The 21,389-nt window shown below is 63.6% G+C and carries 20 protein-coding genes; 10 read left to right on the forward strand and 10 right to left on the reverse strand.

Features of this window, described 5'->3' with window-relative positions:
- From UU7_RS18310 to UU7_RS08000, 6 genes are all read right to left on the reverse strand, one after another.
- Positions 1-1,307: lipopolysaccharide biosynthesis protein (locus tag UU7_RS18310; RefSeq protein WP_162098641.1), on the reverse strand; the 1,307-nt coding region annotated here is incomplete at its 3' end.
- Between the two features lie 35 nt (positions 1,308-1,342).
- Positions 1,343-2,371 (reverse strand): NAD-dependent epimerase, encoded by a 1,029-nt coding sequence (locus UU7_RS07980; RefSeq protein WP_007807145.1) that lies wholly within the window; start codon positions 2,369-2,371, stop codon positions 1,343-1,345.
- Positions 2,368-3,732, reverse strand: a complete 1,365-nt coding sequence (locus UU7_RS07985; RefSeq protein WP_007807147.1) for a UDP-glucose dehydrogenase family protein — start codon at positions 3,730-3,732, stop codon at positions 2,368-2,370. The genes UU7_RS07980 and UU7_RS07985 overlap by 4 nt, the downstream gene beginning before the upstream one ends.
- A 6-nt stretch (positions 3,733-3,738) precedes the next feature.
- Positions 3,739-5,013, reverse strand: coding sequence for a Vi polysaccharide biosynthesis UDP-N-acetylglucosamine C-6 dehydrogenase TviB (tviB, locus tag UU7_RS07990; protein ID WP_007807149.1), 1,275 nt, complete (start codon positions 5,011-5,013; stop codon positions 3,739-3,741).
- A 202-nt stretch (positions 5,014-5,215) separates the two neighbouring features.
- Positions 5,216-7,420 carry a polysaccharide biosynthesis tyrosine autokinase gene (locus UU7_RS07995; protein ID WP_007807151.1) on the reverse strand — a complete coding sequence of 735 codons (2,205 nt, stop codon included), beginning with the start codon at positions 7,418-7,420 and terminating at the stop codon, positions 5,216-5,218.
- A 32-nt stretch (positions 7,421-7,452) separates the two neighbouring features.
- Positions 7,453-7,887 carry a low molecular weight protein-tyrosine-phosphatase gene (locus UU7_RS08000; RefSeq protein WP_007807153.1) on the reverse strand — a complete coding sequence of 145 codons (435 nt, stop codon included), beginning with the start codon at positions 7,885-7,887 and terminating at the stop codon, positions 7,453-7,455.
- A gap of 300 nt (positions 7,888-8,187) precedes the next feature.
- Between UU7_RS08000 and UU7_RS08005 the strand changes: the two genes are divergently transcribed.
- From UU7_RS08005 to UU7_RS08035, 7 genes are all read left to right on the forward strand, one after another.
- Positions 8,188-8,457 carry a hypothetical protein gene (locus UU7_RS08005; RefSeq protein WP_007807155.1) on the forward strand — a complete coding sequence of 90 codons (270 nt, stop codon included), beginning with the start codon at positions 8,188-8,190 and terminating at the stop codon, positions 8,455-8,457.
- Between the two features lie 171 nt (positions 8,458-8,628).
- Positions 8,629-8,949 carry a hypothetical protein gene (locus UU7_RS08010; RefSeq protein ID WP_007807157.1) on the forward strand — a complete coding sequence of 107 codons (321 nt, stop codon included), beginning with the start codon at positions 8,629-8,631 and terminating at the stop codon, positions 8,947-8,949.
- 236 nt (positions 8,950-9,185) lie between these two features.
- Positions 9,186-9,455: a hypothetical protein gene (locus UU7_RS08015; RefSeq protein ID WP_007807159.1), complete on the forward strand. Its 270-nt coding sequence runs from the start codon at positions 9,186-9,188 to the stop codon at positions 9,453-9,455.
- A gap of 171 nt (positions 9,456-9,626) precedes the next feature.
- Positions 9,627-10,646 carry a polysaccharide biosynthesis/export family protein gene (locus UU7_RS08020; RefSeq protein ID WP_007807161.1) on the forward strand — a complete coding sequence of 340 codons (1,020 nt, stop codon included), beginning with the start codon at positions 9,627-9,629 and terminating at the stop codon, positions 10,644-10,646.
- Positions 10,647-10,815: 169 nt separating this feature from the next.
- Entirely contained in the window at positions 10,816-11,508 is a 693-nt protein-coding gene (locus UU7_RS08025) for a YjbF family lipoprotein (RefSeq protein ID WP_238530907.1), read from the forward strand.
- Positions 11,505-12,275: a capsule biosynthesis GfcC family protein gene (locus UU7_RS08030; protein WP_007807165.1), complete on the forward strand. Its 771-nt coding sequence runs from the start codon at positions 11,505-11,507 to the stop codon at positions 12,273-12,275. The genes UU7_RS08025 and UU7_RS08030 overlap by 4 nt, the downstream gene beginning before the upstream one ends.
- 142 nt (positions 12,276-12,417) lie before the next feature.
- A complete protein-coding gene (locus tag UU7_RS08035) occupies positions 12,418-14,538 on the forward strand; it encodes a YjbH domain-containing protein (RefSeq protein ID WP_007807166.1) in 2,121 nt (706 codons plus the stop codon).
- Positions 14,539-14,711: 173 nt separating this feature from the next.
- Here the strand turns inward: UU7_RS08035 and UU7_RS08040 are convergent, their stop codons facing one another.
- Positions 14,712-15,068 carry a Rieske (2Fe-2S) protein gene (locus UU7_RS08040; protein ID WP_040673098.1) on the reverse strand — a complete coding sequence of 119 codons (357 nt, stop codon included), beginning with the start codon at positions 15,066-15,068 and terminating at the stop codon, positions 14,712-14,714.
- A 77-nt stretch (positions 15,069-15,145) separates the two neighbouring features.
- On the opposite strand from UU7_RS08040, the gene UU7_RS08045 reads away from it, so the two are divergent.
- From UU7_RS08045 to UU7_RS08055, 3 genes are all read left to right on the forward strand, one after another.
- Entirely contained in the window at positions 15,146-15,418 is a 273-nt protein-coding gene (locus tag UU7_RS08045; protein ID WP_007807171.1) for a hypothetical protein, read from the forward strand.
- A 103-nt stretch (positions 15,419-15,521) separates the two neighbouring features.
- Positions 15,522-16,433 (forward strand): drug/metabolite exporter YedA, encoded by a 912-nt coding sequence (gene yedA, locus UU7_RS08050; RefSeq protein ID WP_007807173.1) that lies wholly within the window; start codon positions 15,522-15,524, stop codon positions 16,431-16,433.
- A gap of 221 nt (positions 16,434-16,654) precedes the next feature.
- Positions 16,655-18,043, forward strand: a complete 1,389-nt coding sequence (locus tag UU7_RS08055) for a short-chain fatty acid transporter (protein WP_007807174.1) — start codon at positions 16,655-16,657, stop codon at positions 18,041-18,043.
- A gap of 43 nt (positions 18,044-18,086) precedes the next feature.
- Here the strand turns inward: UU7_RS08055 and UU7_RS08060 are convergent, their stop codons facing one another.
- The 3 genes from UU7_RS08060 to UU7_RS08070 all read right to left on the reverse strand — a co-directional run bounded on the left by UU7_RS08060 (position 18,087) and on the right by UU7_RS08070 (position 21,382).
- Positions 18,087-19,415 carry an ABC transporter permease gene (locus UU7_RS08060; protein WP_040673110.1) on the reverse strand — a complete coding sequence of 443 codons (1,329 nt, stop codon included), beginning with the start codon at positions 19,413-19,415 and terminating at the stop codon, positions 18,087-18,089.
- 10 nt (positions 19,416-19,425) lie between these two features.
- On the reverse strand, positions 19,426-20,586 hold the full coding sequence (locus tag UU7_RS08065) for an ABC transporter permease (protein WP_007807178.1): 1,161 nt from the start codon (positions 20,584-20,586) through the stop codon (positions 19,426-19,428).
- Between the two features lie 109 nt (positions 20,587-20,695).
- Entirely contained in the window at positions 20,696-21,382 is a 687-nt protein-coding gene (locus tag UU7_RS08070; RefSeq protein WP_007807179.1) for an ABC transporter ATP-binding protein, read from the reverse strand.
- Between the last annotated feature and the right edge of the window lie 7 nt (positions 21,383-21,389).

Raw genomic sequence — 21,389 nt, forward strand, 5'->3', positions numbered from 1 at the left:
AGCAAAATCAGAGTTTCCCTAAGCGCAAGAGTGGCCGAAATTGATATCAGCCCGATTTCCGTTAGCACCCACAAAATATGGACGTCGTACTTAGTTGCCATGAGAGCCAAGGCAAGGCAGACGCAAATATTGGACATGTACGTGGCATTTACTCCTGGAAGCCTCGAATACCTTATGAGAGATAGGACCGACATTGTAAGTCCCAATAAGTAGCTGGCTGCCACGGCCGAACCAATCGCCAGCAGGCTCATATCTCTCCCGAATATTATTAGAACGCCTACCAGAAAAATGGTGGAAACCAAGGTATTGCGCAGCACCGCGGCGGCCCGACCTCTAAGAAGGAGAAACGAATCGAAATGAAATGTACGAACGCGATTTGCCACGATGCCAATTCCGACAGCGGTTAGAAGCATCGCGAATTCCTCTAGGTCGCCTCTTATGTTTAGATGACTGATCCAATAGCGCATGCTACCCGCCAGTAGAGCGAGCAGCCAGAGACTGGGAACAGTTAGAAGAAGTATATTTTCCTGAGCCGCAATTCCTAGTTCCTTGACGCGCCCCTCGTCCCAATACTTTCTCATCATAGGGAAGGCCGCAGTATTTACGACCTGCATGTATGCGACGATAGACCGCTGAACGATGTCGTATAGTGCCGAGTAGATCCCGAGCATGTGGTCCCCGTGCCATCTGCCGATAAATATCCTGACTCCTGAAAAGGCTATTTGTCCCACTCCTCCAGACCACGCCAGCGCAAAAGAGTAGGACAGCACGTGTTTCATCGCGGGCGTCTCCCTCGCAGGGAGAGCGTTCCTAATCCACAACGGCAGAGTCACTAACAAGCCCGAGATCGCATATCCGAGAAATACGGCCTTAATCCCCCCTCCAAAGTAGACCACGGCTGCACAACTGAACAATTGAGCTATCGAGCTTAGGTTAGATACCCTTCCATAGCGAACACGATCCTGATTAGCGCGAGACATTTCCAGAGTACATTCTTTCGTGGCGTCTGAGGCGCAAACTAATGCAACTAGTACATATGTGCTGCTATCGGTAGCAAGGGTTAGAGCGCCCGCTATAGCTATGCAGAGCAGCGATACTGCCGTTTGGATTCTAGCTAGAACTGTCAGATACCGCTTTCCAATTTCTTCTGCGCCAAACCTGGCGACTGCCTTAGGAATCCACTGGAAGGCGATAACATTAACTACGGCTGCAAGTGCGACCACGTATGCGTACTGGCCATAACCTGTCGCACCAAACGCTTTCGTCAGTATCGCGATCTGAGCGAAGCCACATACGGCAGGGATCACGCGATACATCGCGTAGGCCAAAGAGGTTTTCAGAATCATTCGAGCGGAGACGAAGTTCTGGGGTAGTAGGATAGATACCATTCCACGAAATTTGCTACTCCTTCCTCTACTGAGGTTTTTGGACTGTAGCCAATAGCGCCGATTAGTTCTGAGACATCGGCCTCCGTGTCTGGCACATCCCCAGCTTGCAGCGGCAACATTTCTTTATTCGCCTTTCGGCCCAAACATTGTTCCAGCACCTCAATGTATTTCATTAGCGGCACCGCCTGCTCGTTGCCGATGTTGTAGATCCGGTACGGCGCCACACCGCTGCTCGCCGGATCAGGCGCATAGCCATCCCAGTCCGCATTCTTGCCCGGTACTTCGCCCAGAGTACGAATCACACCTTCGACGATGTCATCGACGTAGGTAAAGCTCCGCTTGTGCTGGCCGTGATTGAATACCTTGATCGGCTCATCGGCCAGGATGGCCTTGGTAAACAAGAACAACGCCATGTCCGGTCGACCCCATGGACCATAGACGGTAAAGAAGCGCAGACCTGTCGCCGGGATCCCATACAGATGTGCATAGCTATGGGCCATCTGTTCATTGGCTTTCTTGGTGGCTGCGTACAGCGTCAACGGATGTTCGGTCGGCTGGTGCTCGGAAAAGGGCATTGCTAGATCAGCGCCATATACGGAACTGGTCGAAGCGAACACCAGATGCTCCACGCCGTGATGACGACACCCTTCCAGAATGTGCAGGAAGCCGGTGACGTTGCTATCAACATAGATGTGCGGGTTTTCGGCGGCATAACGCACGCCTGCCTGTGCCGCCAGGTTGATCACGCGCTGCGGCCTGTGTGTGGCGAAAACACTTTCCACCAGCGCCCGATCAGCCAAATCACCATGCACGTGCGTGTAATTCGGATGATCTATGAAGCGCGCGAGACGCGCCCTCTTCAGATTCACGTCGTAATAGTCGTTGAGACTGTCCAGTCCGACGATTTCGTCGCCCCGCTCAAGCAGTTTCAACGCGACGTGCGAACCGATAAAACCGGCGGTACCGGTGACGAGGACTTTCATTGATTTGATACCTTGGATGAGGCAACGGCGGTGATCGAACGACCACGACCAATACCGTAATAAGAAATACCCGCTCGCTCTACTTCAGTCGGCTCATAAAGATTGCGGCCATCGAATATGACTTTACCGCTCAATGCCAATTTCAAGTCGGTGAAATCCGGACTACGGAATTGCTTCCACTCCGTAACGACTATCAATGCGTCAGCGCCCTGTAGCGCTTCAAACGCAGAGTCGCACAAGACTAATTCGCGGCGTTCGCCGAAGATGCGTTCGGCTTCGTGGCGGGCTTCGGGGTCATAGGCCCTGACCTCGACACCCGCTCCCCACAGTTGTTGTAGCAATGTCCGACTGGGAGCCGCTCGCATATCGTCGGTGTCGGGCTTGAATGCCAAGCCCCACATCGCAAACGTCTTTCCACTCAAGTCAGCACCGTAATGACGTTGGATCAGCTCGAACAAATGGCCCTTCTGCGACTCATTGACAGCTTCCACTGCATTGAGAAGACGTGCTTCGTAGTCGTACTGCCGTGCCGTGTGGGCCAATGCTTGTACGTCCTTGGGAAAACATGAGCCACCATAGCCCGCACCCGGATAGATGAAATGCCAACCGATGCGTGGATCGGAACCGATGCCCTTGCGGACATGCTCGATGTCCGCGCCAACGCGCTCGGCGATGTTTGCGAGCTCGTTCATGAAACTGATCTTGGTCGCCAGCATCGCGTTGGCTGCGTATTTGGTCAGCTCGGCCGAGCGCACGTCCATCGCCACAACCCGGTCGTGGTTCCGATTGAATGGTGCGTACAACCGCTTCAGCTGCTCGACAGCGCCATCGCTATTTGCACCAATCACGATGCGATCGGGACGCATGCAATCGTTGACTGCATCGCCTTCCTTCAGAAATTCTGGGTTGGATACCACCTCGAATTTGATATCGAGCGCACGAATAGCCAACTCAGCGGCGATGGTTGCACGCACTTTGTCCGCTGTACCAACGGGCACCGTCGACTTGTTGACGATTACCGTGGATTGAGTTAGGTGCCGGCCAATCGTATTGGCAACGGCCAATACGTATTGAAGATCAGCACTTCCGTCCTCATCAGGCGGTGTTCCCACGGCGATGAAGATGGTTTCACCGTGTTCAATGGCCGTGGCTCCGTCGGTGGAAAAACGCAGGCGTCCGGCCGAATGATTGTCCCTGACCATGGACTCGAGGCCCGGCTCGTAGATCGGGATGATGCCAATGTTTAGCCCTTCTACCTTGGACACATCAATATCGACGCAAATCACATCATGGCCCACCTCGGCTAAACAGGTACCGGTGACAAGGCCAACGTAACCCGTTCCAAAAATTGTCACTTTCATCTGCTGTCAGAGCCTTCCGTCAACCGCGTCACGGGGCAGTACGTATTTCACGTCATAGATGATGGATTGTGGCTTGCCATAAGCCCTCACTCCGACGGCACCCATTTCGCGGAACTGGTCGTGGCCCACCGCTACGATCACGGCGTCGTAGTCCCCCTGGTCCGGCTGAATCGGGATCACACCGTACTCATGCTGGGCTTCGATTGCATCGACCCACGGATCACAGATATCAACTTGGGCGTTATAACCCTGTAGGGCCTCCATGATATCGACCACTCGCGTGTTGCGAAGATCCGGGCAGTTTTCCTTGAAGGCCAGGCCGAGCACCAAGATGCGTGCGCACACCGGGTTGATGCCTTTGCGCACCATCAGCCGGATAACCTCGCCGGCGATATACGAGCCCATGCTGTCGTTGGTTCGGCGCCCGGCCAGAATCACGTCCGGGTGATGACCCACTTCTTGCGCCTTGTGCGTGAGGTAGTACGGGTCTACGCTAATGCAATGGCCCCCAACCAGGCCCGGACGGAATGGCAGGAAGTTCCACTTGGTTCCAGCGGCTTCGAGCACTTCCAGCGTATCGATACCGAGCTTGTTGAACAGGATGGCGAGGTCGTTGACCAGGGCAATGTTGAGGTCACGCTGAGTGTTCTCGATGACCTTGGCGGCCTCGGCCACTTTCAGCGAGCTGGCCTTGTGCGTGCCGGCGGTGATAATCGAACCGTAGAGACGATCGACGAAGTCCGCCACTTCCGGTGTAGAGCCAGAGGTCACTTTCAAGATGGTGGTGACGCGATGCTGCTTGTCACCAGGGTTGATGCGCTCAGGACTGTAGCCGGCGAAGAAGTCTTTGTTGTAGACCAAACCGGAAACCCGCTCCAGGATAGGCACGCAGACCTCCTCAGTGCAGCCCGGGTAGACCGTGGATTCGTACACCACGATATCGCCCTGCTGGATGACCTTGCCCAAGGCTTCGCTGGCTTTTACCAGCGGCGTGAGATCGGGCCGCTTGGCGGAGTCGATCGGCGTGGGTACGGTAACGATGTAGACGTTGCACGACTCGATATCAGAGAGGTTCGCACTGAAGCCTAGACGCGGAGCTGCGGCCAGCTCCGCTGCATCGACTTCCAGCGTGTGGTCATGGCCGGAACGCAGCTGGTCGATGCGCGCGATATTGATATCGAAACCTATGGTGTCGTAGTGCTTGCCGAACTCCACAGCGAGCGGCAGGCCGACATAGCCCAGGCCGATGATGGCGATCTTCGTGTTGTCCAGTGAGTGCATGGGGCTTCCGTGGGGCGATTTGAATGGGGTTTGTCTGGTGTGGCGGGACGAACTAAGGGGAGCGGATGGGGCTGGCTCGACCGCTGATTGTGGGGTTTTCTTGTTGCAGGGGTGATGCGGGTTTGGAGCAGGAGCTTAGGGCAAGAGCTACCCCTCCTCGGTCCTCCCCTGCGGAGCAGGGGAGGAGGAAGAGCGCAGGGCGCTATTTGGCGGCTTTGTATTCGTAGTAGCCGTAGGAGTAGTAGCCGGCGGCGCGGCGTTCGACGGCGTTGAAGATGGCGCCCTTGATCTCCACACCGTTCTGCTGGAAGCGCTGCTTGGCCAGGGCGATTTCGCGCGCCTGGTTCAGGCCGAAGCGCACCACCAGCAGGCTGGTGCCGGCGTGGTGGCCGATCACCGCGGCGTCGGTCACCGCCAGGATCGGCGGGGTGTCGACGATGATCAGGTCGTAGATCGGCATCAGCTTGTTGAGCAACGCGGTGAAGTTGGCGTGCATCAGCAGTTCGGACGGGTTCGGCGGGACCTTGCCGCGAGCGATGAAGTGCAGGCTGTCGACGCCTTGGACGGGGCGGATCGCGGCGGGGAGTTCGAGTTGTCCGGTGATCAGCTCGGACAGGCCGTTTTCCGGCTTGCCACCCATCACCTTGTGCTGGCCGCCCTTGCGCATGTCGGCGTCGATCAGCAGCACGCGCTGGCCTGACTGGGCGATCACCGCGGCCAGGTTGGCCGAGACGAAGGTCTTGCCGGCGTTGGGGCTGGAGCCGGAGATCATCAGCAGGTTGTTCTTCGCCTCCAGCCGGGCGAAATGCAGGCTGGTGCGCAGGCTGCGCAACGCTTCGGTGGCAAGGTCCGCCGGCGCACTCACAGCCAGCAGGTGCTGCCTGCCGTTGGCGCCGTGGTGGTGCACATCCTTCACCGAGATGGCGATTTCCTGCTCGCTCAGCGGGATCGAGGCGTAGACCGGCAAACCCAGTTGCTCGATGGCTGCGGGATCTTCCACGCCGCGGTTGAGCATCTGGCGCAGGAAGATGAAGGCCACGGCGAGGAAGCCGCCGAGGAAGGTGCCGCCCAGCACGATGATGGCTTTCTTCGGCTTCACCGGGTGGCTGGTGTCCACCGCCGCCTTGTCGATGATGCGCACGTTGCCGACGGTGCCGGCGCGGGCGATGTCCAGTTGCTGGGCCTGATTAAGCAGACTGGTGTAGGTCTCGTTGCTGACCTGCACGTCGCGGGTCAGCCGCAGCAGTTCCTGCTGGGTGTCGGGCAGTTCGCCGACCTGCTTCTCCATCGCGTCCTTCTGCGCCTGCAGCTGGCCGATCTGCTGCATCAGGGCCTTGTAGGCGGGGTGCTCGGGAGTAAAGCGGCGCTCGATGTCGGCCTGCTGCATGCGCAGCTGCTGGATGCTGGTTTCGATGGCGACGGTCTGGTCCAGCAGGCCCTTGGTCTGCATGGTGATGTCGACCGAGTGCGCCTGGGTCTGGAACGCGTTGAGCGCGGCGGTGGCCTTTTCCAGGTCGCGGCGCACGTTGGGCAGCTGTTCCTTGACGAACTTCAGGCTGTTGGCCGCCTCGGCGGAGTTGCGGTCCACGTTCTGCTTGACGTAGATCTCGCTAACCTGGTCCAGCAGGTTGGCGGCCAGCACCGGATCGGCGTTGTTGTAGGTCAGCGCCAGGATGCCGGAGTCCTTGCCCTGCTCGCTGGCGTTGACATCCTGCTGCAGCTTGGTGATCACGGCCAGATCGCGCTGGCGCACCACGTCGAAGCGGGTACCGGGGTTGGCGGCCAGCGCCTTCACCTGGATGGTGACCCCGTGGCCGCTGGCCGGCTGGCCGACCTGGCCGTTGAGCAAGACGTTGCCGTCGTCATCGCCCAGGCTGAAGGCGCCGCTGTTGCCTGCGACCAGGGTGAGCGTCTTGCCTTGCAGGCGGGCGGGCACGTCGAGCTGGAAGATGTCCAGCGCGGCGCCGCCCCAGTCGTAGCTGTTCATGCCGAACTTGGGTGCGGCCACGGCTCCGGGCTTGTCCGGCGAATAGCGACGGGCGATGAAGTTGCCGAACAGCGGAAAGCGGTGCGGCGTGACGCTGATCGCCAGGTGCAGGTTGTCGGCGGCCCCGCCGATCACCGTGCGCGAGGTGATCAGCGCGATCTCGGTGGTGGCTTCGGAGCTGGAGGCGCCCAGCGTCTGGGTGAGGTCGCTGAGGCCCGGCAGGCTGGGCACCTTCTGCTCCACTTGCACGATCGCATTGGCCTGGTAGATCGGCGTGGCCAGCAGCGCGTAGGCCACGCTGACCACGAAGAACACGCCGGTGACGATGAGGATCAGCCACTTGTGGTCGATCAGGGTGCCGAGCAGTTCGCCCAGATCGATTTCGTCGTCGCTGGACGACGGGGTTTGCGTAGCAGCCATGCAGGGGCTTTCCTATCTATATATATGGTGGGTTACAGGTAGCGCAGCCAGCTATCAACACCTTGTGTGATCAAACCGTATACATGATCGAACGCAGGGCGCTGCTGGCGGTACGGGTCGGGGATGTCCCGCGCCTGCACCCATTTGTCGAGTACAAAAATCTTGCCGCTGGCCTCGGGAGCCAGCCGCACCATGGCGTCGACATGGCTTTTCTCCATGCCCAGCACCAGATCGGCTTCGCGCAGCATGGCGGGCGTCAGCTGGCGCGCGCGATGGGCCGCGCCGTCGATACCGTGTTCTGCCATGACCTGCATCGCCGTCGCATCCATCGGGTAGCTCGTCATGGCATGCAGGCCGGCACTGCTCACCTGGATGTCACGCGCTGCCAGCCGCTCGCGCAACAGGTATTCGGCGGTCGGGCTGCGGCAGATGTTGCCAATACAGACGGTCAATATCCGTTTGAACAACTCGATGACTCCTCGATTACCCGGCAAGGTCGCCCGTCGTGCCGGCGCCCCGCGCTCCTCTGGATTGTTGAACACTCCCCCCTGGAGCTGCTGATTGGGCATTGCGCAACGTTCCGTGGACATCTCCACAACCGCGACGTATGCACGTTCCCTGACCAGCCCGGCATGATAACCGAAGCCCGGCCAGCTTGGCGGCCTCAGCCTGACTGGTTCATGTATGTACCCCTGCGAAATTGTGGTTATACTCGCCGAGCACGGAATTCACGTCCGCTTGACGCCATATCTCCCGGGGAAATATTCATGAAGAAGATGATCGTTGCGCTTCTGGCGACGGGCCTGATGGGTTCCGCGCTGGCCCAGTCGGCTGATCAGCAGCAGCCCGCCACCCCGCCGCCGGCACCCGCGGTTGCCGGCGCGAAGACCGCCACGACGCAGTCGCTGGGTGAGATGACCCCGTTCTATGTGATCGGTGGCGTGGTTGTCGCAGGCGCCATCGTGGCTGCCTCCAGTGGCGGCAACGACCACAAGACCAGCACACCGCCGCCGACCGGCACCACCGGTACGAACTGAGCGAACGCACCACCTCATTGAAGCCGCGCCCGTTCTGGCGCGGCTTTTTTGTGCGCGCGCCGCGAGGCCTGGGACGCAAGCTTGGGGTTCACTCTTCCCCATACATCTTTCCTTAACCTTGCTTTGGTATGGTTCGGTGACAGGCGGGATCCCGGTGCCGTGGGATAGCCCATGAAAATCATGCTTGCAAGTCTTTTGGCCGCTGGCCTGTTCGTTACGGGAATGGCCCAGGCCGCAGAACCGACGCCGTCAGGCGCCCAGAACCAGAGCCCCTCGCAGACCCCGGCCGTCGCCGGCGCAGCCGCCGCCGGTTCCGCCTCCACCGGCGGCATCACGACGGGCCAGGCCATCGCCGCGGGCATTGCCGTGACTGCCGTGGTCGCCGTCGCCGCAGGAGCGGGCAATGACGACAGCCATGGACATGTTCCCGGCACCGGAGGCACGGGGACGACCGGCACCACGGGAACGACCGGCACCACCGGCACGCATTGACACGTATTTAAGTCGGGCGGCCCTTCCCTCGACTTGTCCACTCCTCCTGCGAGCGGCTTTTCTCCCTCCCCTGCCTCGGCAGGGGAGGGCGGGGTGGGGGTGCTCCTGCTCTGCGTTGCTGCCCCTGTCGGCCTTCACCTTCACTACACCAGCCTCCGCGTACATGGTTCCTTCACGACCGCTGGTTATACTGACGGCGCTGTTTTTTCCCGAACACCGGTCACAAGGAGCAACACATGAAAATGATTCTTCCCGCACTTCTGACCGCTGGACTGATGGCTTCCGGCTTGGCCATGGCGGCGCAGCCGCAATCGGACAACGCCCAGAACCCGCCGGCCCAGCCAACGGTGGCAGGCGCCAACGCCGCCAGTGTCGCCTCCACGGGAGGCATTACCGCTGGCCAGGTGATCGCGGTGACCATCGCGGTGGTGGCAACCGTCGGCGTGGTGGCTGGCGTGGCTCGCGACGACTCGCATCCGGTGCCTGGTACCACCGGTACCCACTGATATCCTGTGACTGATCTCGAACAAACGTGCCGACTTCGTTCGGCACGTTTGTCGTGTCTGTCGTTCCCTCCGTCGCCTTGAGCCCCCTCCATCGTGAAAACATCACCTGCCCTTCTCCTCGTTGCCTGTGTCGCCCTGCTGAACGGCTGTGCGCTTGCGCCGGGCCAGCACATGTCGACCAGCGAACTCTCCCGCGGCGACACGGTCGACAACAGCCAGGTCGAACTGGTCCCGATCACGCCGAAGCTGATCGCCATGGATCGCGCCAGCGCCCAGGCCACGGCCGTGCCTCCAGCCTTGCTGGCGTACCAGCCGGAGTCGTACCGGATCGGTGCGGGCGACAGCCTGTTCATCACGGTGTGGGAACACCCGGAACTGACCTCACCAGCCGGCCCGCAGCAGGCCACGGTGGCGAATGGCCGTCTGGTGCGCTCGGATGGCACCTTGTTCTACCCCTATGTCGGCACATTGAAGGTGACCGGCATGACAATCGAGGAATTGCGCGAGGCCATCAGCAAGAAGCTGGCCGCTTATGTGGAGAAGCCGCAGGTTGACGTCAGCGTCGTCGGTTATGGCAGCCAGCGCGTGCTGTTGCAGGGTGCGTTCGTGAAGACCGATCCGCAGCCGATCACGGCGGTGCCGTTGACCCTGGCGCAGGTGCTGGGCACGGCCACCATCAATACCGATCAGGCCAACCTTTCCGGCCTGGTGCTGACCCGCGATGGCCAGGATTACCACCTGGATCTGGACGCACTGAACAGCGGCGGCAAGCTGGCGCAGGACATCTACCTGAAACCGGGCGACCGCCTGTTCCTGCCGTACAACGATCGCCAGGAAGCGTACGTGGTGGGTGAAGTGGTCAAGCCGATGGCGATCAACTTCAAGACGTCCGACCTGAGCCTGACCCAGGCACTGGGACGCGCGGGCGGGCTCAACCCGCTCAGCGCCAAGGGCAAGGCGGTGTACGTGATCCGTGGCGTCAAGGATCTGGAGCAGGCGCCGTCGAAGGTGTTCAGCCTGGACGCGCGCTCGCCGGCGGCCTTCGCGCTGGCCGACCAGTTCATGGTGAAGCCTGGCGACGTGGTGTTCGTGGGACCGGCCGGCGTGACCCGCTGGAACCGCTTCTTCAGCCAGTTGCTGCCGTTCTCGGGCCTGATCAATTCGGCGGCCAACGCGAACAAGGATTTCTGAGCGCGGCCGGTTGCGGGATTGCGTAGGGGGGCAATGCCCGCCGTCTTTTCGATACATTGCGATGGGCGGGTGCGGCGGGCAGTACCCGCCCTACGAAGCCATGCCACCCGATCAGGATGAGGACTTTGGCTTGCCACCAGACCAGTTGACGAACAGCGAACGCACCGGCGTGTCGACAGCACATGCCGCTGCCGCGCGTACGTTGCCCGCGTGGTTTTTGCTGCTGGCCTGCCCGCTGCTGCTCGGCCTGCACGGCTGCAGCGAGTTGTCACGATCCTCGATCAAGGCCATGCGGCTTGCCGTGAAGGGCCGGCCGCAGGTGCAGCCGACCGCGGCCGAGGTGGCGGCCAAGCCGTATTTCCAGCTGCAGGCCACCAGTCCGGAAGGCAGCGCGGTGCTGATCCTGGGCAACGTCGACGGCGGACGCCAGGCGTGGTACGGCAATCATGGCGTGGTTGTCTTCATCGAGCACGGCCGTGTGGTGCAGACCACCGGACTGGGACAGGACCTCGACGGCGTGCAGTTGCCTGCCGACGATCCGTTCGCGCGCGGTCTGCAGACGCTCACCGCGCCGGTCAGTTATCGCATGGGCAAGGACTGGTCGCCGGGCTATCGCTACGGCGTGCCGGTCGACGCCACGCTGACACCGGCGGGTCGCGAGCAGATCACGATTCTCGATCAGACCCACGACGTGCTGCGGGTGGACGAGCAGCTCGACGTGCCGTCGCTGCATTACCGCGTCACCAACCACTACTGGGTGGACCCACGCGACGGTTTCATCTGGAAGAGTGACCAGCAGGTGGCGCCCGGCCTGAGTCTGCAACTGGTGCAATTGCGCCCCTACCGAGAGCCGCAGCCATGAACCGCGCATGCTTCGTGCTGCTGATGCTGGCCTGGTCGACGGCGGCCGCCGCCGTGCAGGTCCAGGTGAGCGGCGCCGTGGCGCATTCGGGTCACACGGAACTGAACGACCCTGCCCGCCTCAGCGATGCCGCGATCGCCGCGCAGCCGCTGCCGCAGGCCTACATGAAAGGCGCGGCCTGGTTGCGGCCAGGCTTGCTGGTCACCCAGCAGCGCATGAAAGCCGGCGTGCTGTTCGACCTGGCCAGCCTGCAACAGCGGGCGCTGGCAGGCGACGACCAGGCACTGGCCGCGAGCAGCGCGGCGCTGCGCAGCTGGATCAGCTCGCTGCCGGTGACCGGACGTGAGTCGCCGGCGCTGCTCGATCCACGCGCGGTGGAAGTGAATGCACCGGAAAATCACCTGCTGGCCGCTGGCGACGAATTGTTCTATCCGCTGCGTCCCGAGGGCATCCGCGTGGTCGGCGCCGTGCAGCAACCCTGCACCCTGCCGCTGGTGCCATTGCAGGATGCGCGGCTTTACGTGGACGCGTGTGCGCTCGGCGACGCCGCGGATCGCGACAACATCTACGTGATCGAGCCGGACGGCCACGTGTTCGTGCAGGGCGTGGCCCTGTGGAATCGCAGCGAGGCGCAGGCATTGGCGCCAGGCGCGGTGATCTACGTGCCGCTGCGTGAAAGCGCCGCCCGCAAGGTGGACGCCACGATGAACCGCGACATCGCCGCTTTCCTGGCGACGCAGGTGTTGCCGGGGCCGGGGAAGCCGTGATGAACGTGGTTCGCGAAGAGCACCCACCCCGTAGGGCGGCACGGCCCGCCGCCTCCTGCATCCACTTCGCAGCAAAAGGGGCGGGCCATGCCCGCCCTACGAAAAGCCGCCCCACGATAAGCCGGCACAGGAATCCGCAGGTTTGAACAGCTCCGAATCCCTCCGCCGTCAATGCACCTGCCTGCTGCCGCTGGCCGGCTGGTTGCTGACCTGTTCGGTGCACGCACAGAATGCCCCGACGCAAAGTGACTTCGGCGGCGCCGGCTTGCTGCAGACGCCTACCGCGCGCATGGCCGATGAGGGCGAAGTGGGTTTCACCGCCAGCCGCACCTCGCCGTATACGCGCTACAACTTCACCCTGCAGCCGCTGCCGTGGCTGGAAGGCAGTTTTCGCTACATCAACATCGCCAACCGTCTATACGGGCCGTCAAGCCTGAGCGGCGACCAGAGTCTCAAGGACAAGTCGATCGACGCCAAGGTCCGACTGTGGCGCGAAAGCCATTACCTGCCGGCCGTGTCCGTAGGCATTCGCGACCTCGGCGGCACCGGGCTGTTCTCCAGCGAATACGTGGTGGCCAGCAAGCGCTTCGGACCGATCGACGCCAGCCTGGGCATGGCCTGGGGCTACATGGGCAATCGCGGCGACATCGGCAATCCGTTCTCGATCCTCAGCGACAAGTTCGATACGCGACCCGGACGCGGCAACAATCCCGGCGGCCAGTTCAACAGCCACAATTATTTCCGCGGGCGCACAGCGCTGTTCGGCGGCATCAGCTACCAGACGCCATGGCAGCCGCTGATCCTGAAGCTCGAGTACGAAGGTAACGACTACAAGCACGAACCATCCAGCAACAACCAGCCGCAACGCACGCCGATCAATATCGGCGCGGTCTACCGGTTGAACCGCAATGTCGACTTCAGCCTGGCGCTGGAGCGCGGGCGCGTGGCGATGTTCGGTTTCACCCTGCACACCAACCTCGCCCAGAGCAGCGGCCCCACCAAGCTGCTCGATCCGCCTTTACCCGATCGCGCCGACAAGCCGCCCACGCAGACCCCGCAGCAGGTCGACTGGACGGCCGTGAGCAAGCAGCTGCGCGACAACGCCGGCATCGAGGTGTCGAAGATCAGCCGGCGTGGCCGCGAAGTGGTGGTGACCGGCGAACAGCAGCGCTACTTCTATCCGGCCAAGGCGCTGGGTCGCACCGCTCGCGTGCTGGACAACCAGTTGGCGCCGGGCACCGACTGGTACACCGTGGTGTCCACCCGCGAAGGCCTGCCGATCGTGGCAACCAGCGTGCATCGGCAGCGCTTCGACGAACTGCTCAACTACGACATCGACCTGCGCGACTTCCGCCGCAGCGTCGAGCAGAACCCGCCGCTGCCGCAGCGCGAGGACGTGCTGTACCGTGCCGAGCCGAAGAAGTTCAGCGGCAACCTCGCGGTGGGTTACGCGCAGTCGCTGGGCGGCCCCGACGCCTTCATCCTGTACCAGGTGTACGCGAACTACGACGCGAACTTCCACTTCACCCCGAACCTGTGGTGGAGCGGCAACTTCAGCGCGAACCTGCTGAACAACTACGACCACTTCAAGTACGACGCACCCAGCAACCTGCCCCGCGTGCGCACCTACGTGCGCGAGTACCTGACCAGCTCGCGGCTGACCATGCCGGTGTTCCAGCTGACCGCCAGCCGTCGCCTGGGCACCGATCTGTATGGCCTTCTATACGGCGGCATGCTGGAAAGCATGTACGGCGGCGTGGGCGGCGAAGTGCTGTACCGCCCTATGGGCGAGCGCTGGGCGATCGGCGTCGATGCGAACTGGGTGAAGCAGCGCGGCTTCGACCAGGACTTCTCGTTCCGGCGCTACCACGTCGCCACCGGCCACGTGACCGGCTACTTCGACCTGGGCTACAAGGATGTCACCCTGGCGCTCAGCTACGGCCGCTACCTGGCCGGTGACCGGGGCGCCACCATCGACGTGTCGCGCCAGTTCCACAACGGCGTGCGCATGGGTGCCTACGCCACGTTCACCAATGTCTCGGCGAAGCAGTTCGGCGAAGGCAGTTTCGACAAGGGCATCTACCTGTCGATCCCGTTCGACCTGATGCTGCCCAGCTCGCACACCAGCAGCGCCAACATCCTGTGGCAGCCCCTGCTGCGCGACGGCGGCGCCCGCCTGGCCAAGCGCTACAACCTCTACGACCTGACCAGCGACCGCGACAGCGACCCCCTGCAGGACAACCTGCAGAAGATCACCGAGTAACCCCACCCCAGCCCTCCCCCGCATGCAGGGGAGAGGCGAAGCGGCGCGGCTCCCTCCCCTGCTCGCAGGGGAGGGCTGGGGTGGGGTCGCTCTTGATCTTGCTTCCTCGCCACCCGGAGCTACCCCCTCCCAACCTCCCCCTGCAAGCAGGGGGAGGAGCCAAAGCCGCCGCGCTACGCCAGCCTCACCTCGCCCTCGTCCACCTGCACCGCCACCGTGCGCAGGTGCTCGCCCCGGCAAGGCCCGGCGATGCACAAGCCATCGCCCTGGTTGAAGGTGGCGCCGTGCACGGCGCAGATCAGGGTGTCGTTCTTCAGCAGGAATTTGCCGGGAGCGTAGTCGAGGCGGCGGCCGGCGTGGGGGCAGACATTGAGATAGCCGTGCACCTGCTCGCCACGGCGCAGCAGGATCAGGCTTTCCTCGCCGTCGACCAGGCTGGCGTCCACCGCGGTGGCGCCGCCGTCGGGGATGTCGTCGAGCCGGCACAGTGCCGGGGGTTGCGACAATTCGGCGGGGGTGGGTATATCCATCGGCACTTGCCTCGGGGGGCGGTTGGCCCCATGGTGGTCGCGTAAGTCGTTGATTTTACCACACGGATTTTTAACACATGCACTTCTCCCTGCCTCCCCTTCGTCGTCCTCGCCATCCGCTGGCGCGCGCCCTCTCGCTGGTATTGGGCGTGGCCGTGCTGGGTGTGCTGCTGGTGTTCGGGCTGGTGGTGGCTGGCGTGCTGCTGGTTGGCGGCATCGTGCTGCTGGCCGTGCGCCAGTGGAAGCAGGGACGTTCGCCGGTGCAGCGGAAGGCGACCGGCAATGGCCAGCCGGCCGTGCTGGAAGGCGAATTCGTGGTGATCCGCCAGGGTCGCCCCGTCGCGCATTGAGAGGTCGTGGGTTTTTCAACCTCGCGCAGACTCTGAGTCGTCCGGCAGGGGCGCACGCCGCCGCAGGGATGGATAATGCGCCGTCCCCACACGATCCGCCCCCATGCACGACACCTCTGCCTCCGCCGCGGCCACAAGGCCGCGCAGCCTGACTGATCCCCGCGTCCTGATTCCGCTGTCGCTGCTGGCGCTGTACGTGATCTGGGGGTCGACCTACCTGGGCATCCGGTTCGCGCTGGAAAGCTATCCGCCATTCCTGCTGGCGGGCATCCGCTTCCTGGGGGCTGGCATCGCGCTTTATGGCTTCCTGCGCTGGCGCGGCATGGCGGCGCCGACGCCGCTGCAATGGCGCAACGCCACGTTCACCGGCCTGCTGCTGCTCGGCATGGGCAACGGCCTGGTGTGCTTTGCCGAGGAGCGGGTCAGCTCGGGCATCGCCGCGGTGGCGGTGGCCAGCATGCCGCTGTTCGCCGCGCTGTTCACCGGCATGTACGGGCAATGGCCGAACCGGCGCGAGAGCATCGGCCTGGTGATCGGCTTCGTCGGCGTGATCGTGCTGAACCTGGGCAGCAGCCTGTCCGGTTCGCGGCTCGGCGCGATCGCGCTGCTGGTGGCGGCGATGTGCTGGGCGTTCGGCTCGGCCTGGAGCCGTCGACGCGACATGCCGCAAGGCCCGATGAACACCGCCGCGCAGATGCTGACCGCCAGCGTCGCGCTGCTGCTGTTCGGCTTCCTCAGCGGCGAACGCCTGCCGGCGCATCCCACGATGCATGCCACGCTGGCCCTGATCTATCTGGCGGTGTTCGGTTCGATCGTGGCGTTCAGCGCCTACCTGTACGTGCTCAAGCACGCGCGTCCCGCGCTGGCTACCAGCTATGCCTACGTGAATCCGCCGGTCGCCGTGCTGCTGGGCATCCTGCTGGCCGGCGAGCAGCTCGGACCGTACGATCTGCTGGGCATGGCGGTGATCCTGGGCGGCCTGGTGGTGATCACGCTGGCGAAACAGAGACGTTGAGGGTGTCGGGCAGCCAGGGGAAGGACTTCGGTTGAGGGGGGCTCTTCTTCCGAGCTCAAATCAAAAGCTTACCCCCTTCCAACTTCCCCCTGCCTTGCAGGGGGAAGGGCGAACGTAACGCCGCGGGGCGGCGTTGGCGTGGGTTTATTGAAGCGGGGGCGGCGTTGGCATGGTTTTATTGAAGCGGGGGAGCGGACATGAATGCAGGACGGGATGGCTGGATGGCGCGCGTCGCGCTGCGCAGCGCGGCGTGGGCGGAGCGCTGGTTTCCCGATGCATGGGTGTTTGCCGCGCTGGGCGTGGTGCTGGTGGCGCTGGCCGCGTTCGCGCTCGGCGCCACGCCGATGGCTACGGTCGGGGCGTTCGGCGACGGCTTCTGGAGCCTGATACCGTTCACCATGCAGATGGCCTTCGTGGTGATCGGCGGCTACGTGCTGGCCACCGCACCGGTGGTGGCGCGCTTCATTGATGTGCTGGCGCAGGCACCACGCACGGGACGTGGGGCGGTCGTCTACATCGCCCTGGTCAGCATGCTGGCGTCGCTGCTGAGCTGGGGCTTCTCGCTGGTGTTCGGCGGCCTGCTGGTGCGCGCGCTGGCGCGGCGCAGCGACCTGCGCATGGATTACCGCGCCGCCGGTGCGGCGGCGTATCTGGGCCTGGGTGCGATCTGGGCGATGGGGCTGTCGTCGTCCGCCGCGCAATTGCAGGCGAACCCGGCCAGCATGCCGCCGGGCCTGCTGGCGATCACCGGCGTGCTGCCCTTCAGCCAGACGATCTTCCTGTGGCAGTCGATCGTGCTGACCGCGATGCTGATCGTGGTGTCGCTGCTGGTCTGCTGGTTCACCGCGCCGTCGGATGCGAACGCGCGCACCGCGCAGGATTTCGACATCGGCGAAAGCTCGACCCCGGCGCTGCCGCCGCGCACGCGCCCGGGCGAATGGCTGGAATACAGCCCGCTGCTGTCGCTGGCGATCGGCCTGCTGGGCCTGGGCTGGCTCGGCCACGAGTTCGCCAGCAAGCCGGCGATCAGTGCGATCGCCAACCTCAACACCTACAACTTCCTGTTCCTCACCCTGGGCATCCTGCTGCACTGGCGCCCGCGCAGCTTTCTCGATGCGGTGCATCGCGCGGTGCCCGGCACCGCCGGCGTGCTGATCCAGTTCCCGCTGTACGGCGGAATCGCCGCCCTGCTGACCCACGTACCCGGCGCCGACGGTTCCACCCTGGCGCACCGCTTGTCGAACCTGTTCGTGCACATCGCCGGCACCGAGAGCTTCCCCGCGGTGATGGGCGCGTACTCGGCGATCCTCGGTTTCTTCGTGCCCTCCGGTGGAGGCAAGTGGCTGGTCGAGGCGCCGTACGTGATGCAGGCGGCGAACGACCTGCACGTGCACCTGGGCTGGGCGGTGCAGGTCTACAACGCGGCCGAGGCGCTGCCGAACCTGATCAACCCGTTCTGGATGCTGCCGCTGCTGGGCGTGCTGGGACTGAAAGCCCGCGACGTGGTCGGCTACACCTTCGTGCAACTGGTGGTGCACGTGCCACTGGTGCTGGGCCTGCTGTGGCTGCTGGGGATGACGCTGGATTATGTGCCGCCGGTGATGCACTGAAACACCCGCAGGAGCGCACAGGGTGCGCTCCTGCGGTTTGCGTTTACAGCTCGCGCAGCGCCGTGGTCACCGGCAAGCGCGCGGCGCGCACGGCGGGGAACAGGCCGCCGATGAAGCCGATCGCCAGTGCCCATTTCAGGCCGCTCCACAGCAGCGCGGGGGTAACGCTGAACTCGAAGCTGAGCTTGCCCACCGAACCGGCCGCCAGCGTGGAGGCGGTGTAGCCGTTGAAGATCAGCCACGCCAGGGCGCCGCCGAGCAGGCCGCCGATCAGCGCCAGCAGCATCGTTTCCAGCATGATCGCCACCACCACCGGCGTGCCGCGGAAACCGATCGCGCGCAGCGTGGCGATTTCGCGGGCGCGGGCGGCGACGGCGGCGAACATGCAGTTGAGCGCGCCGAAGATCGCGCCGATCGCCATGATCACGCCGACGGTGATGCCGATGCCCTGGATCATCTTGCTGGTGCCTTCGGACTGCTTGCTGAAGTAGTCGAGGGTGGTGTCGACGTCGACCTTCAGCCGCGGGTCGGCTTCGAGCGAAGCCTTGAATGCGTCGAAGCCGTTCGGGTCGGCCAGCTTCAGCGTCACCGAGTTGCGGCTGCCGCCGCGGCGATAGGCATCGGCGACCACGTTGGCGTCGGCCCACAACTCCGAATCCAGCGCATCGCCGGAGGCAAACTGGCCGACCACGGTCCACAGCTGGTTGCCCAGCTTCACCTGGCGGCCGACTTCGAGGCCGGCGAATTCGCGCTGCGCGCCCTGCCCCACCATCAGTTCATGCATGCCGGGCTTGAACTTGCGCCCGGCGACGACCTTGACGTTCGGCCGCACCGTCCATGCCTCGTCGCCGATGCCGCGCAGCTGCACACTGCCGACGTCGTCCTCGGTGCCGCCCTTCAGCTGCAGGTTCGCGGCGACCACGATCTCCGGCGAGGCGATCGGCTTGCCCTGGGCGTCGCGGGCGATGCCGGCGACCTGCGGAATCACCACCACGTTGTCGCGCTCCAGCACCGACATCACTTCCGACGCGGAGGCGCCGCGCATCACGATGGCGGTGTCGGTGCTGCCGGTCCTGCGCAGCGTTTCGCTGTAGCCCTCGCCCATCGCCAGCAAGGCCACCAGCACGCCGACCACGCCGGCAATGCCGATCACGATCACCGAGGAGGAACCCAGCCGCTGGCGCAAGGTGCTGACGCCGACCGCCGTGACCGAGGATGCCTGGCGGCCCAGTCGGGTCAGCGCCATCCACAGTGCGAACAGCACGGCCAGGCCCAGCACCCCCGGCCATGGCAGGCGCACCCATATGCCCAGCGTCACCACCAGCGCAACGACCAGGCCCAGGCCGATCATGAAATTTCCGAACTTGTTCATGGTGATCTCCTCAGCGGCCGGCCAGTGCATCGACAATGTTCAGGCGCATCGCGCGCACCGCGGGTATCACCCCCACCACCAGGCCGATGACGGCCATCAGCACGATGCCGAGCACCCAGTTGCCCGCGCCGACCGGTGGCAGGCCGAGCCCGCTGCCGGCCGCCACCGCGGGAATCAGCGCGGTGGCAATGCCCAGCCCGATCACCCCGCCGATCAGCAACAGCAGCACGGATTCGGCCAGGACCATGCCGAGCACGCTGGCGCTGGAGAAGCCGATCGTCTTCAGCACCGCCAGCTCGGACGTCCGTTCGCGCACGGCCATCATCATGGTGTTGCCCGACAGCAGCATCAGGGTGAAGAACACCGCGCCCATGATCGAGCTGACGATCAGGCCGATGTCGGCCAGCTGCTTGATCCAGTTGGCCGTGGCGGCCTGTTCGGTCTGCGTGCGGGTCTCGTGGTCGGAGTTGGCCGAGATCGCATCGATCGCCTTGGCCACGCGGTCGGCCTGGTTCACGTCGCTGACGCGGCTGACGTACCAGCCCACCGAGCCGCGGTTGTAGGGCGTGCTGTCGTCGAAGTATTTCCAGTGCAGCAGGATCAGCTGCTTGAACATGCCGCCGGCGTTCTTGTCCTTCGGATGCAGGATGCCCACGATGTCGAACGACCAGTTCTTGCTGCCGTCATGGGTGGGGAAGATGGTGGACTGCAGCGGCAGCTTGTCGCCGACCTTCCAGTGATACTTCGCCGCGAGATCCTCGCCGACCAGCACGCCGGTGCGGGTCTCGTCGAACGCCTTGCGCTGCGCCGCCGGCACCTCGACCTCGGGGAACAGGTCGATGTAGTTCGGACTCACCGCGAAGCTGAAGATCTGGTTGTGCGGGTCCTGGTAGGCCCCGCCGAACCAGTTCGCGTAGGCCACCGCCTTGACCCCGGGCACCTTGCCGATCGGCAGCTCCAGCGACGACGGCAGGGTCTGGATGAAGGACAGCTTCGAGCCGGTCTGCAGGCGTTCGGCGCCATTGGCGCTCTTGCCCGCCTGGTCGAACGAGGTGCGCACCGCGTCGAGCATGCCGAACAGCAGGAACGCGGCGATGATCGAGACCAGGGTGAGGATGGTGCGGGTCTTGCGCCGGAACAGCGCGGCCCAGATCAGGTGGAGATATTTCATGAGAAATGCTCCTCAGCAAAACCTCTTCTCCCCGCCGGGGAGAAGGTGGCCCGAAGGGACGGATGAGGGGTTCGGGCTTGCGATGAGCCCACATTGAGATGCACGTTTTTCACGCCGTGGCCTGCTCGACCAACGTGCCCTTGTCCAGATGCAGCGTCTGGCTGGCGTATTCGGCCGCCTTCGGATCATGGGTGACCATCACGATGGTCTTGCCGTGCTCGCGGTTGAGCTGCTGCAGCAGGCCGAGCACGTCTTCGGCGGACTGGCGGTCGAGGTCGCCGGTGGGCTCGTCGCAGACCAGCAACTCGGGATCGGAGACGATCGCGCGGGCGATCGCCACGCGCTGCTGCTGGCCGCCGGAGAGTTCGCTCGGCTTGTGGCTGGCGCGATCGGCGAGGCCGACCAGTTGCAACGCGATCGCCGCGTTCTTCCGGCGCTGCGACGCCGACAGCTTGGTCAGCAGCAGCGGCAGTTCGACATTGCGCTGCGCCGACAGCATCGGCATCAGGTTGTAGAACTGGAAGATGAAGCCCACGTTCGACGCACGCCACTTGGCCAGCGCGCCGCCACCGAGCTGATCGATGCGCTGGCCGCCCACGCTGATGCTGCCCGCGCTGGGCGTATCGAGCCCACCGATCAGGTTGAGCAAGGTGGTCTTGCCGGAACCCGACGGGCCCATCAGGGCCAGGAAGTCGCCCTCGGCGATCGCCAGGTTGACGTGGTGCAACACCTCGACCTTCTGCTTGCCACGCTCATAGGTCTTGGCCAGGTTCTGGATATCGATCAGGGTGCCCATGCTGTTT

Source organism: Rhodanobacter spathiphylli B39, assembly GCF_000264295.1.
Classification (GTDB): Bacteria; Pseudomonadota; Gammaproteobacteria; order Xanthomonadales; family Rhodanobacteraceae; genus Rhodanobacter; species Rhodanobacter spathiphylli.

Coding starts and splice junctions, on each gene's coding strand:
- UU7_RS07980 (WP_007807145.1), bottom strand. CDS start 2,371: ATGAAAGTCCTCGTCACCGGTACCGCCGGTTTTATCGGTTCGCACGTC.
- UU7_RS07985 (WP_007807147.1), bottom strand. CDS start 3,732: ATGAAAGTGACAATTTTTGGAACGGGTTACGTTGGCCTTGTCACCGGT.
- tviB (WP_007807149.1), bottom strand. CDS start 5,013: ATGCACTCACTGGACAACACGAAGATCGCCATCATCGGCCTGGGCTAT.
- UU7_RS07995 (WP_007807151.1), bottom strand. CDS start 7,420: ATGGCTGCTACGCAAACCCCGTCGTCCAGCGACGACGAAATCGATCTG.
- UU7_RS08005 (WP_007807155.1), top strand. CDS start 8,188: ATGAAGAAGATGATCGTTGCGCTTCTGGCGACGGGCCTGATGGGTTCC.
- UU7_RS08010 (WP_007807157.1), top strand. CDS start 8,629: ATGAAAATCATGCTTGCAAGTCTTTTGGCCGCTGGCCTGTTCGTTACG.
- UU7_RS08015 (WP_007807159.1), top strand. CDS start 9,186: ATGAAAATGATTCTTCCCGCACTTCTGACCGCTGGACTGATGGCTTCC.
- UU7_RS08020 (WP_007807161.1), top strand. CDS start 9,627: ATGTCGACCAGCGAACTCTCCCGCGGCGACACGGTCGACAACAGCCAG.
- UU7_RS08030 (WP_007807165.1), top strand. CDS start 11,505: ATGAACCGCGCATGCTTCGTGCTGCTGATGCTGGCCTGGTCGACGGCG.
- UU7_RS08040 (WP_040673098.1), bottom strand. CDS start 15,068: ATGGATATACCCACCCCCGCCGAATTGTCGCAACCCCCGGCACTGTGC.
- UU7_RS08045 (WP_007807171.1), top strand. CDS start 15,146: ATGCACTTCTCCCTGCCTCCCCTTCGTCGTCCTCGCCATCCGCTGGCG.
- yedA (WP_007807173.1), top strand. CDS start 15,522: ATGCACGACACCTCTGCCTCCGCCGCGGCCACAAGGCCGCGCAGCCTG.
- UU7_RS08055 (WP_007807174.1), top strand. CDS start 16,655: ATGGCGCGCGTCGCGCTGCGCAGCGCGGCGTGGGCGGAGCGCTGGTTT.
- UU7_RS08060 (WP_040673110.1), bottom strand. CDS start 19,415: ATGAACAAGTTCGGAAATTTCATGATCGGCCTGGGCCTGGTCGTTGCG.
- UU7_RS08065 (WP_007807178.1), bottom strand. CDS start 20,586: ATGAAATATCTCCACCTGATCTGGGCCGCGCTGTTCCGGCGCAAGACC.
- UU7_RS08070 (WP_007807179.1), bottom strand. CDS start 21,382: ATGGGCACCCTGATCGATATCCAGAACCTGGCCAAGACCTATGAGCGT.